This is a genomic window from Phenylobacterium sp., assembly GCF_036263695.1.
Lineage (GTDB): Bacteria > Pseudomonadota > Alphaproteobacteria > Caulobacterales > Caulobacteraceae > Phenylobacterium.
Window position 1 is genome coordinate 1 of the sequence record NZ_DATAGM010000219.1, and the last position, 12,070, is coordinate 12,070.

The 12,070-nt window shown below is 70.1% G+C and carries 11 protein-coding genes; 1 reads left to right on the plus strand and 10 read right to left on the minus strand.

The window, feature by feature from the left end; genetic code table 11:
• The first annotated feature begins 235 nt into the window (after nt 1-235).
• Nucleotides 236-1,150, plus strand: coding sequence for a LysR family transcriptional regulator (locus tag VHK87_RS08890; protein ID WP_329634542.1), 915 nt, complete (start codon nt 236-238; stop codon nt 1,148-1,150).
• 318 nt (nt 1,151-1,468) lie between these two features.
• Here VHK87_RS08890 and VHK87_RS08895 read toward each other — a convergent pair whose 3' ends face one another.
• From VHK87_RS08895 to VHK87_RS08940, 10 genes are all read right to left on the minus strand, one after another.
• Entirely contained in the window at nt 1,469-3,478 is a 2,010-nt protein-coding gene (locus VHK87_RS08895) for a TonB-dependent receptor (protein WP_329634543.1), read from the minus strand.
• 86 nt (nt 3,479-3,564) lie between these two features.
• On the minus strand, nt 3,565-4,410 hold the full coding sequence (locus VHK87_RS08900) for a DUF4198 domain-containing protein (protein ID WP_329634544.1): 846 nt from the start codon (nt 4,408-4,410) through the stop codon (nt 3,565-3,567).
• A 2-nt stretch (nt 4,411-4,412) separates the two neighbouring features.
• Nucleotides 4,413-4,895, minus strand: a complete 483-nt coding sequence (locus VHK87_RS08905; RefSeq protein ID WP_329634545.1) for a hypothetical protein — start codon at nt 4,893-4,895, stop codon at nt 4,413-4,415.
• The gene (locus tag VHK87_RS08910; RefSeq protein WP_329634546.1) at nt 4,892-5,491 is read right to left on the minus strand and encodes a HupE/UreJ family protein; all 600 of its coding nucleotides are present in this window, start codon (nt 5,489-5,491) and stop codon (nt 4,892-4,894) included. Before VHK87_RS08910 ends, VHK87_RS08905 begins: the two co-directional genes overlap by 4 nt.
• Nucleotides 5,492-5,495: 4 nt before the next feature.
• The gene (gene virB11 / locus VHK87_RS08915) at nt 5,496-6,488 is read right to left on the minus strand and encodes a P-type DNA transfer ATPase VirB11 (RefSeq protein WP_329634547.1); all 993 of its coding nucleotides are present in this window, start codon (nt 6,486-6,488) and stop codon (nt 5,496-5,498) included.
• On the minus strand, nt 6,485-7,678 hold the full coding sequence (locus tag VHK87_RS08920; protein WP_329634548.1) for a TrbI/VirB10 family protein: 1,194 nt from the start codon (nt 7,676-7,678) through the stop codon (nt 6,485-6,487). The genes virB11 and VHK87_RS08920 overlap by 4 nt, the downstream gene beginning before the upstream one ends.
• Entirely contained in the window at nt 7,675-8,415 is a 741-nt protein-coding gene (locus VHK87_RS08925) for a TrbG/VirB9 family P-type conjugative transfer protein (protein ID WP_329634549.1), read from the minus strand. The genes VHK87_RS08920 and VHK87_RS08925 overlap by 4 nt, the downstream gene beginning before the upstream one ends.
• Nucleotides 8,415-9,131, minus strand: a complete 717-nt coding sequence (locus VHK87_RS08930) for a virB8 family protein (protein WP_329634550.1) — start codon at nt 9,129-9,131, stop codon at nt 8,415-8,417. Before VHK87_RS08930 ends, VHK87_RS08925 begins: the two co-directional genes overlap by 1 nt.
• Nucleotides 9,128-10,339, minus strand: a complete 1,212-nt coding sequence (locus VHK87_RS08935; RefSeq protein ID WP_329634551.1) for a type IV secretion system protein — start codon at nt 10,337-10,339, stop codon at nt 9,128-9,130. The genes VHK87_RS08930 and VHK87_RS08935 overlap by 4 nt, the downstream gene beginning before the upstream one ends.
• On the minus strand, nt 10,339-12,070 hold a 1,732-nt coding region (locus VHK87_RS08940), incomplete at its 5' end, for a VirB4 family type IV secretion/conjugal transfer ATPase (protein ID WP_329634552.1). The genes VHK87_RS08940 and VHK87_RS08935, both read right to left, overlap by 1 nt.

Genomic DNA, 12,070 nt, shown 5'->3' on the forward strand with positions numbered 1-12,070 from the left:
GGGGCCGACGATCCCGGCGTCGTCAGCGCGACTGCGCGTCATGGGAGCCATGAGGATACGGTTGGGCAGGCGCAGCGCGCCGGCGCGTAACGGGGTGAACAGGGCGTCGTACACGGGAGCTTCCTTCGTTGGTGGCGCAGGGCTGCGCGACGACGAGGAAGATGCTCAGCGGGAATGTTGCGAAAAAGCAGAGCTTCGTGAGATGATCTTGCACGAAACGTGAATAGTGGGCGCCGTGAACAAGCTGGTTGCGATGCATACTTTTCGGCGCGTCGTCGAGAGGGGTGGCTTCTCCGCCGCAGCGGCGGACCTCGAGCTTTCGAATGCCGCCGTAAGCAAGCACGTGCGCGAGCTGGAGGAGGAGCTGGGCGTCGCTCTGATGACCAGAACCACCCGCCGGATCAGGCTGACTGAGGCAGGGGAGGACTACTTCCGCCGGTGCTGCCGTATCCTGGACGACATTGAAGCGGCGGAACTTGAAGCTGGCGCCTCCCAGATTGAGCCCAGGGGGCGGCTCCGGGTCAGCGCGCCAATGACGTTAGGCCTCCTGCACGTGGCCCCCCTGCTGTCGGAGTTCGCCGCGCTGTATCCGCTTGTGCAGTTGGACCTGTCGCTGGACGACCGCTTCGTCGACCTAGTCCAGGAAGGCTTCGACGTCGGGCTGAGGGCGCGGCGCCAGCTCGAGGATTCCAGCCTTATCTCGAGGCGCGTGTGCCGCGTCGAACGGGCGCTCGTGGCCGCCCCGTCATACCTCGCTCACTCAGGCGAGCCGCAGAGCCCAGCTGAACTCTCGGCTCACCGTCTGCTGGTTTATAATCTCGCAGCCCAGCGCAACACTTGGGAGCTGTTCGAAGGCGAGACGCGCCATAGCGTTGAGCTGCGCCCATTCATGCAGGCGAACTCGGGCTTGGCGCTGCGCGCTCCACTCCTCGCAGGAGCGGGTATCGCGCTCACACCAACATTCGTGATCGGGGATGAGCTTCGCACCGGCCGCGTGCAACGGATCATGCCAAGGTACCAGCCTGCGTCGTACGACCTGCACGTCATCTTCCCTGGCAGCCGCCATCGCGCGCCGAAGGTACGCGCGTTCGTCGAGTTCATCATCTCGCGGCTCGCCGACCCGCCTCCCTGGGAACGCACTTCCCTTTGACAGCCTCGCGGGCGAACGCAGACTCCGGGGTCCACTTTCCGCCCGAACGGCCCAATGCTGCTCATTTTCTGCGACGCTGCGACGACGCCAGAGGTCTGCAATCAGCCCTGATCTGAATGCCCGCTCCTCGTTCTCTGCCCCCGGTGTTGGCCGGACGGTCTCGCGACCCATCACCGCGCCGACCTGGCCGGTGATGACCACCGCTTCGGGGGTTCGGTCGAAACGGTCCGTCCTCAGCGCTCCCGCTGCAACGGGCGGCCGCAGGGAGGGTGGTGGAGGCAGTCAATGGGCCGCGCTCGCCGCCCCACCGGCAGGACATCAGAAGTACCTGCGGACGCCGAGCCGGATCGTGCGCGGCTCGATCGGGTGGAGGTGGACGTCCTCGACCCCCTCCAGCGACTCGTCCTGAAGCCGTGAGGCGTAGAAGTAGCTGATGTCCGCGTCCGAGCTGTCGAAGGCGTTGAGAAGTTCGCCAGTAAGTTCGAAGTCGCCGGCGCGATAACGCACCAGCAGGTTGGCGACGGTGGAGGAGGGGGCGCGGGCGCTGTCGTCCTCCACCAACGGGGCGGGGCCGAGGTGACGGACGGTAAGCCCGCCCGTCAGTCTGTCGGTGAACTGCCAGGTCGCGCCGCCGGTGACAACGTATTCGAGGGCGTTGGGAATGCGGTCGGCTCCGGGGGCGTCGAGATATCTGGCGTGGGTGAGGGCGGCGCTCGCCTCCAGGTTCAGCCTAGGGCTGGGCGACCAGTTGACGAGCCCCTCGACGCCGATCCGGCCGCTGGCGTCCGTGCTCTCGGTGTCGCCCGCATCGCCCGTGTAGACGAGCTCGGAGTCCAGCTTCAGCGCCCACAGCGCGAGGCTGGCGGAGAGGCCCGTGCGCTCCCAGCGCACGCCCAGTTCCCCGCCCGTGGCGGGGACCAGCAGGCGTACGGGCTCGAGCGGGGTCGAACCGTCCGGGCTGATGCGGGCGGTGGCGCCGCGCGCGTCGTTGGAGTGGAAGCCGCGTCCGGCGTTGGCGTAGAATTCGAGCTCCGGCGCCGCGCGCCAGGACAACGCAAGCTTGGGGCTGACAATGAGATCGGCCTCGTGGCCGCTGTTCCGGGGATCGTCCGACGCCACGCCGACGACCATGCCGTCCAGCCGAACGCCGAACGTGGCGCGGAACGGGCCGTCCTGCCAGGCGGCCTCGCCCCACGCGGCGGCCGACCCCTGGTCCACGCCGTCCTGGCGATCGGTCGACAGCCGCTCGCGAGCGCGGGTGCGGTAGAGGCCGATGGAGGGGATATGATCATAGCGGGCCTCGACGCCGGCCGCGTAGGACCACGGCCCTGCGTCGAGCCAAGACTTCGACATCGCGCCGCCGGCGATCCACCGTTCCTCGGCCTGTTCGAACTGGTCGCCGTGGTCCGGATCGTTGAGGAAGTAGGTGAAGTTCGACCACAGGTTCAGCCGGTAGTACTGGGCGTAGACCGATGCTCCTAGTCCGTCGGCGGCGTCACGACGGGCGGCCAGGAGGAGGCGGCGCGAGCGCCCGCCGTCGGTCGGATCCAGGGCGCCGAAACGGTCCAGCAGGCCCTGATCCAGCGCCCGCTGGGGAATCTGGTCAGTGGCGTTCCAGTCGCTGGCGTAGGCCAGGCCGGTGAACCGCCAGTCGCCGAGGCGCTGGCGTAGCACGAGGCTCGCTCGGCGTAGTTCCTCCGGGCGGTTCCAGGGACCATCGTTGCCGGTGACGTCAGCGGCCAGGTAGCCGGCGCCCAAATTCACGGCCGCCAGCAGGCGCGCGTAGTCATGTTCGCCAAACGTCGCGGAAGCGAAGGACTGCGGCAGGGCGTCGAAGGTCGAAAGGTCCGCCGAGCCGGCTGCGGAAAAGTCGCCCACCGTCGCGAAGTAGGGCCCCTTTCGGTAGCTGACCGTCTCGACCAGCTCCGGCGTGAGGAAGTTGAGGTCCAGGTAGCCCTGTCCGTGAGCGTTGCTGCGCAGGTTGATCGGTGCGCCGTCGAAGCTCACCGAAAAGTCTGTCCCGTGGTCCAGGTTGAAGCCGCGAAGGAAGTACTGGTTGGCCTTGCCTGCGCCGGAATGCTGGGTGGCCGCCAGACCGGGAATCACCTCCAGGACTTCCGGTGGACGCAGGAGCGGGCGATCCGCAAAGGCGGCGAACGCCACTTCGCCTGCACTGGCCGAGGTCGCCGTTCCGACCCCGTTTTGGCGCTTGCCCCAGACGTAGACCGGCTCGACCTCGCCGGCCGTCGCGTGCGCGCCGTCCGGATCGGCGTGAGCGATGGCCGGCGCGAATGCGGCCAGGCCGAGCAGCAGAAACGCGCCGCGCATCGAACGTCGCTCCTCGAAACGGTTAAGCTTTGGAATTCTACGGACGCGAGCGGCGGTCGGATGCGTTGCGGACGGGGGCCGCGCCTTCAATTCCCGGCGCCTCGCGGGTAGCCCAGCGTGAGGCTCGAGAAGGTCGTGTCGAGTTCGGCATCGGCGGCGCGCGACGCCGGCTTGGTCCAGACGACGTTCAGCTGCCACGCGCCCGTGCGCGGCGCCTGAAAGACCGCGCGGCCGGCCGCATCCGTCCGATGCTGCTCCACCACCTTGGCGTCGAAGTCGAGATTGTTCAGCTTCACCAGCGCGCCGGCCAGGGGGCGGCCTTCGAAGTAGACCCGCACCGGCAACGCTGGTCCGGCGCCCGGTGCGTAGGGATTGGATTCAGGAACAATCTCGAGGGTCAGCCCGGCAGGGCGAGTGAGGTGAGGCTGAGACTGAGCCGTCGCGGCGCCGACCTGCACCAGGGCCTTGGCCCGGCGGCTGTAGATTTCGCGCCCGGGCCGGTCGGTGGTCCCGGCGCGCGTGCGGGCCTGCAGCGCCGGCGTCAGCCCTTCTTCCTTGAGGTACTCGGTGAACCGCGGACCTGGCAGGACGCTCCTGGCATGGTTGGTCTGCAGCACGACGACGTGGACGCCCGGCTCGCGAAGGACCACGCGATGATCCTGATCGATGCGGCCTGCGTGCAGAGCGGACCTGTGGTCGGTGCGGCCCTTCGGGCCCAGGCTGTAGAAGCCGATGATCCGACGGGGATCGGCCGTCCAGCGCTGGCGGTCGGCGCCATGACCCACCTGCAAGGCGATCGGCGCGGCGCCCATCGGCGCGATCCAGAAGCTGCGCGGCTGAAGCCAGAAGTCGTGGGCGCTCGCAGCGCCCGCCAATAGCGCCGAGGCGAGCGCGCCCCCTGTCAAAAGCGCGAGACGTGCAGGCCAGTGCATCCCTACTCCATGTGGTCGGCGACGTAGCCGGGCGTGGGGATGAGCGCCGGCAATGCGACAGCCAGCACCGCCACCGCCGCGAGCCAGCTGGCCATGACTTTCAGCGCGATCTGGCGTCGGGCGGAGACGATCCAGGCGCCTGGGAGGCAGATCAGCGTCCAGGGGAGCGCCACCAGGAGGTCGGACGGCGCGCCTGCCGCGGCGACGACAGCTCCAGACCAGGCGCCGGCGTTCAGCGCCAGGGCGAGGGCGACGTTGGCGTGCAGCCCCCTAGGCGCGTGGACCGCCAGGGCGCAGAGGAAAACGCTTGTCCAGCAGCCTGCGAAGGCCACGCTCGACCAGGCCTGCGCCGGCAGCAAGCCGGCCAGACCGGCGGCTCCGGCGGTGAGAGCCAAGCAGCCGGGCAACGCTCTGCGCGGGGCGAAGCTCAGCGCGAACCCCAGGGCGGCGCAAAGCAGGCCCGCGGCGACCAAGGCGCCTGTCATGCCGCCGCCTCGAAGATGAAATAGCCGCCGGCCGCCGCGATCAGGGCCCCGACGCCACGGAGGGCGAGCACGCCTCCCGGACGCGCGGCGATCAGGCCCAGAGCGACGCCGGCCAGGTGCAGCAGCCCGGTGGCCAGCACGAAGCCGGCGCTGTAGCCGACCGGGTCGGCGGCGGAGGGAAGCTCTTGCCCGTGCGCATAGCCGTGGAAGATGGCGAACACCGCCACCAGAAGCGCGGCGGCCCAGACCGGCGCCCGTACGGCCGCGGCGATAGCGCCGCCCAGCACAAGCACCGAGAGGGCGATGCCGATCTCCACCGGCGGGACGGGGACCGCCGCCATTCCCATCACCCCGCCCAGCGCCATCACCAGGGGGAAGATGACCGGCAGAGCGAAGACGAGCGGACGGCCGAGAAAGGCGCCCCACAGGCCCACCGCCACCATGGCCAGCAGGTGATCCAGGCCGTGGAGCGGGTGGGCGAGGCCCGCCGCCAATCCGCCGGCGAGCCCCGCGCCCTCGTGGGCGAAGGCGGGGCCTGCGGCCAGCGCAGAGCCCAGGCAGAGGCCGGCGATCCAGCGGTCCGGATGTGTGCGCAAGGGGCTACTCCGGCGGGCGAAAGAGGATTTCGGACACCACCCGGCGGCCGTCCCGGCGCGAGAGCTGCACGAAGACGTCGACGACGCTGCGCACATAGTCGCCGATCTCGGTCCGGCCCAGGTTCAGGCCGCCCTGCAACACCAGGAGGGCGATCTGGTCCACCGCGCCGCGCGGGCTGTCGGCGTGCAGCGTGGTGATCGAGCCCGGGTGACCGGTGTTGACCGCCCGCAGGAAGCTCGACGCCTCGCGGCCGCGCAGCTCGCCGAGGATGATGCGATCGGGACGCATCCGCAGCGAGGCCCGCACCAGATCGTCGGCGTCGACCTGGGACTCGCCGGTCTCGCCGCGCACCGCGATCAGGCCCAGCGCATTGGGGTGGTCGAGCTGCACCTCGGCCGCGTCCTCGATGACGATCAGCCGCTCGTCACGGGGGATCTCCTTGAGGAGCGCGTTCAGGAAGGTGGTCTTGCCGGTGGAGGTGCCGCCCGAGAGGACGATGTTCTTGCGGGCGCGCACGGCGCCTCGCAGGAATCCCGCCACGTCGCCGGCGGAGAGCAGGCGGCGGAGCGCGTCGTCGACGGCGGCCTGTTCCGAACCCCCATCGGTCCGCACGCCGGCGAAGGCGTCGGCCTGCAGGTAGTCTTCGAGGGTCAGATCGGCCACCACGTGCTTGCGCACCGCCAGGGCGATGTGGCGCCGGGTGGCGGGCGGGGCGATCACCTGCACCCGTTCGCCGTCCGGCAGGCTGGCGCTCAGCAGCGGATGCTCCCGGCTGACGCCCTGGTGGGAGAGGCTGGCGATCTGCCGGGCGAGGCGCCAGAGGGTGGTCTCGTCCAGCTCGGGCGCGGCATGGCGCTCGATGCCGCCCAGCACCGTCTCCACCCAGACCTCGCCAGGTGCGTTGATGAAGATGTCGGTAACCTCGGCCCGTTCGAGGAACCGGGCCAGCGGCGCCAGGTAGGTCCGCAGGTAGATCGGTGCGGCGTCGGCGCTCAACGAACGGCGTCCACGCCGGAGAAATCCAGGTCGCGGGCGACGAAGATGCGGATCGCCTCGCCCTGGGCCACCTTGATGGTCGGCGAGATGTTCTCGCCCTGCAGCGCCGAACTCGCCAGCCCTGAGGCTGCGCCGGGCGAGCCGATGCTGATCTGGGTGGAGGGCTGCGAGCCGATCGCAGCCACGCCGGCGTTCAGCACGGAGAGCAGGATAGAGCCCGCGAACCGCCGGAAGAAGTGCCGGTCGACGTCGCCGTCGAGGCCGCCGCGGCCGAGCGCGTCGGTCCCGGGAGATCCGAGCTGGATGGAGACGCCGTCAGGCCGGATGGCTCGCGTCCAGATGATGAAGGCGCGCGACTGGCCGAGCGAGACGGCGCTCTTGTACTGGCCGATCAGGCGGCTGCCGCGAGGGATCAGCACCTGCGAGCCGTCGAAGCTGAGGACGTCGCGGCTGACGATCGCGCGGGTGTAGCCGGGCAGGTCGGAGTTGATCGCCGTCTCCAGGACGCCGGGGATCATCGCCCCCTGCGGCACCAGTGCGCTGGGGTTGCGCATCGGCGTCGCCCGGGCGCGTTCCGGCTCCTGGCCGCCGACGCGCTGGGCGAACTGCTCGCTGTCATTCAGCTGGGGACCTGCGTCGGCTGCGTCGCCGGCCGCTGGGCCGGCGGCGGCGGCGATCACGGCGCCTGGACCTGCCGGCGTCGTCGTCGCCTGGGCCAAGATCATCCGTTCCGCGCCGCCTCCGCCGAGATCGACGACCAGAGCGGGCGCCCGACGGCGCTGGCCAGGATCGACCGCGGGGGCCGCCGGCGCAGGGTAGGACGGCTGGGCCGCGGCGACGGGTGCGGAAGGACCCGCGGGCTCCGCCGTGAGGGCGGTGGCCGGGAGGTCGCTGAACGCACCGGGCTGCGCCGGTCGAACGCCGGGCGGCGGGAGGGCAAGGGACGGAGCCGCACCGGCCTGCGGCGCGCCCAGCGATCGGGCCGCGGGAGGGGTTTCAGCAGCCTCCGTCCGCCGCCCGTTGAGCCACAGGAACAGGACGAGAGCCAGGACCGCGAAGATGGCGGCTGTGGCCCAGGGACTGAGACCGGAGCGCTCGCCGCCGACCAACGGTCCGGTATCCTCTGTGGCGGCGGGCGCGTCGGGATTGGCGGCGACGAACCGGGGGTCGTGATCGAAGGTCGGGGTCATCTCTTCGCCGTCCTCGGAAGGGCCGCCGATCGTGCGAAGGCCCGGTTGGTCACGGTGGTCACCTGCTTGCCGTTCCGCAGCATGAAGCGGGGCGCGAGCTGTTCGACGACGGTGTAGCCGCCGCGTACCCCGTAGTTGACGAGGCTTTCGGCCCCATCGGCGCCCACGGCGAAGATGGCGGGCGCAGACGCCTGCGCCGGCCAGGCGAAGTAGGTCATCCGCCCATCATCGAAGACTTCAGTGGGGGCGTTTTCGCCGGAGCCGGTGACCGCGTAGGCGGCGTTGACCACCTGGGGCCCGGGGTCGGGCGGCGGCGGCTCAGGCAGCGCCACGGCGACCTGCGGATAGTTGAAGCGGACGATGTAGGGCAGGCTGGAGGGTTTCACGGCGCTCGAGGCGACCCTCAGATCGAAGGCGTAGCGCCGCAGGTTGGTCACCACCGTCATATTCGTGGTCGCCGAGCGCTCGAGCGGCTTCAGGAACAGCAGGCTGGCTTTACGGTTCGGGGTGACCTGCCAGGCGAGGGAGTCGCCGATGGAGACGTTCTCCAGCCGCTCGTCAGGACCGAACTCCAGCATCAGCTGATAGCCCAGCCGGCCGCGAAGCACGATCACCTGGTCCGGATCGTACTCCACGGTCTGGATACGCGGATCCACGAGCCCGGGCTGCGGGCTGTCCGCACCGTGTGCGGCCACAGGAGCGCTGAGCAGGGCCAGCACAAGAAGCAGGCTCCTCATCAGCGGGTCCCCTGGGAAGCGACCGTGGCGCCGATCGTCTCGGAGTCGCGGCGGTAGCTGGTGACCTGGAAGCCGAGCGGGTTGAGGAACCGGTCCTCCATCCGCATGGGTTCGCCGGTGTAGCGGAAGCCGATCACAGCGGCATAGGAGTGGCGCTCGCCCAGCGTGGCGCCATAGGTGCGCCGCTCCACGTCGAAGCGGACGAGGGCGCTGGTCGGGGACAGCATGGAGATGCTCTTCACCGTCGGGTGGAGCACGGTGTCCGTGCCGAGCAGCTTCACGGGGCTCTGTGGATTCGAGGGCGCCATCGCCGCCAGGTACTGGGTCTTGGCGTCGCCGACCGACCATTGTGCGACGCGTCCGTAGGCGGCCTGCAAGTCGGTCGTGTCGTAGCCTTCGCGGGACAGGACGTACTGGGCCAGGAAGGCCTGAGTGACGGCAGCGTTCTGCGACAGCGTCCCCGGCTCGAGGGCCTTCGCCGTTTCCACGTAGCCGGTCTGGCGATCGACGGTGATGGCGTAGGGCACCACCGACTTCAACGGCGTCAGGGCCGCCAGCGCGGCGCCTTCGAGCAGGGCGATCGCCCCGGCGACGCCGGCCACGATCCAGGCCACCCGGCGCGAGGTGCGCAGAGAGCCCTGCACGTCACGGGACCAGGAGGCGGCGTCGGCGTAGTAGGCCTGACGGTCGGCGGCCGGCGGCTTCTCCGGTTTCATCGATCCCTCCGAACGTTACTTGCGGCCGTGGGCGGCCTTGCTGTTCTGCGGTAGGCGTGGCCGAGAGGGGCGTGGGAGATCTGCAGGGGCGCGGGGGCTGCGCTCCCGGTTCCCACCCTAAGCAGGCGTGGGGCGCCTCCGGGCTCGGCGGCGAACACCCGGCTCTCGCGACGCTCCATCGCCGCGGCGGCGGCGGCGATGGCGGCGGCCCGTGGCTGGAGCTCGACGCGGTCGCGCGGCGCGCCGAACGCAAGGCTCGGCCCCGCATCGACCCGGGCCGCGGCTGCGGCCCGCTCGGCGACCGTTGCCTCATTGGCGCGGCTGCGCGGCAGACGCAGGCTGAGAGCGATGACCCCCACGGCGACCCCCAGGGCGATGCTGACGCCCGTCGAGACCATGGTGAGCAGGAAGATCGCGTTGGGCGCTGTCAGGTCCACCAGGCCCTGTGCCCGTAGCTCAGCCAATCGAACCACATGCGGTGCGATCAAGGTGAGCTGCACCACCAGTCCCAGGACGGCCATCAGCGGCGCAAGCGCGAACGCCAGACAGGCCCGGAGCCAGCCCTCGAAGATCCCGCGGGTGGCGTCGAACAACAGGAAGACGATGAACAGCGGGCCGAGGCCGAGCAGCACTCCCAACACGATCTTGGCGGCCAGCACCGCGCCCAGGCTGGTCATCAGCATCAGGAAGGCCGAGGTGTTCAGGGCGAAGGCGGCGAACGCCGGCCCGCCCTGCAGCGGCGAGGGCGCGCCCAGGGTGCGCCCGCTGAGGAAGGCGGCCGAGCTCTGCATCTCGTCGTAGACCACCTGCAAGGCCTGGAACGGATTGGCGCCCAGCACCGCGGCCGGGCCCTGCATCGTCCCCAGGATCGAGCCGGCGAGCTGCTCGGGCCCGCGGAACAGCGTGTCGAACACCAACTGCTGGTAGGTCGGCCAGTTGGTCGCCAGGGCCAGGACCGCGCCGATCTTCAAGGCGGTCATGGTGAGATCGCCGATGCGCAGCGAGGCCCGGCCGACCAGCAGGCGGAACCCGAAAAGGGCGATGTAGATGGTCAGCAGCAGCGTCAGCGCGAGCGCGAGGGGGGATCCCGGCTGGGCGAGGGCTGCGTAGCCCGCCTCGGCCATGCCCTGCACGTTGCAGTCGACCGACGTCAGCAGGCCGCGGACCATGCCCTCATCGGGCTCAGGAAGGGGGCAGGCGTAGGCCATCAGGCGCGCTCCAGCAGGCGCGGCAGCCAGACCGAGGGATCCTCGCCCAAGTCCTCGCGCAGGCTGTCGAGGATGCGGACGGTGCTTTCGCGGCCGGACAGCACGGTCAGCAGCTCAGGCTCGCCCGACAGATTCAGCCGCGCCACGACGCTGTCCGTGCCGTGCTTGATCAGGAAGCAGCGGGCCGAGTCCGGCAGGGCCCGGATGAGTTCGAGTTCGTGCAGGGTGAGCCCGAATCCGTCGCAGTAATCCCTCGCCTGCGCCTTCGGATTGGCCATGAAGATTTGCGTGGCGGCCTGCTCGATGATCGCCGAGGCGATGCGGCTCTCGAGGGCGTCCTGGGCGCTTTGCGTGGCGAACCCGACCACGCCGTTGCGTTTGCGGATGGTCTTTTCCCAGTCCTTGATGCGCGCGACGAACACGTCGTCGTCCAGCGCCTTCCAGCCCTCGTCAATGACGATCAGGGTCGGCTGGCCGTCCAGCCGCTGCTCGACACGATGGAACAGGTACATCATCGCCGGGGTGCGCAGCGCCGGCTGGTCCAGCAGCTGGGTCATGTCGAAGCCTACGGTGCGGGCGTCCAGGTCCAGCGCGTCCTCGGCGTTGTCGAACAGCCAAGCCCGCTCGCCATCGCCCCACCAGGGGCGCAGCCTTGCAGCCAGGTCGGCGGCGTTCGGCCGTCGGTCGCCGCGGAACAGCTCGGCGAAGTAGCGGAGGCGCCGAAACGCCGGCTGCTGATCGAAGTTGGCGTCCACCGCGTCTTTGACGCGCGCGTGGTCCTCCGGGCCGAGCGTTTCGCCCGGCTGGGTCACCAGCCGAACCGTCCAGTCCGCAAGGAAGGCCCGGTTGGCCGGCGTGTCCTCTAGTTGCAGCGGGTTGAAGCCGGTCGGCTGTCCGGCGCGAATGGCGTCATAGCGGCCGCTGATCGCTCGCAGGAAGATCTCGGCCCCACGGTCCTTGTCGAAGAAGACGATGCGCGGATCGAACTTGCGGGCCTGGGCCAGCAGGAAGCTCAGCACCACGGTCTTGCCCGAGCCGGAGGGCCCGATGAGGGTGAAGTTTCCGAGGTCGCCCTTGTGGAAGTTGAAGTGGTACGGCCCCGCCGAGGTTGTCTCCAGGACGGTCACGGCCGGCCCCCAGTGGTTGGCGTGAGCCTGGCCGGTGGGGAAGTTGTGACCGGAGGCGAAGCCGGCGAAGTTGGCCGTGCCGATCAGGGCGCGCCTGGCGATGTCCTTGAAGTTGCCGGGGAACTGCGCCCAGAAGGCGGGCTCGAGATTGGTGTCCTCGCGCACCGCGATGACGCCCATCTCGGTGAACGCGGACTGCACCTCGGCGACGGCTTCGTTGAGCGCGGCTGGCGTCGGGGCCCGCAGCAGCACCGTCAGGTGGTGTTCGCCGAAGGCGGCGCGACCGGCCGCCACGTCGTCCTTGGCCGCCAGCAGGCCGGCCCGCAGGCTGACCGCCTCGTCGTCGGCGGCCCGCATGCGCCGCAGGGCCAGGTTCATCCGATCCAGGCTGGCCTGCCGGTCGACGAAGCCGAAGCTCTGGCTGACCACCAGCTCGTAGGGGAGCCGCAGGAGGTCGTCGAGCATCCCAGGGGAGGTCTGGGGCGGGTAGTCTTTGATCGAGATCACCGCGGCGAAGCTGCGTGGGCTGGCGCCGGGGCTGGAGAGCTCCAGGGTCTCGGCGCCGAAGCTCACCCGCCGGTAGGGGATGTATTCGCCCAGGTCC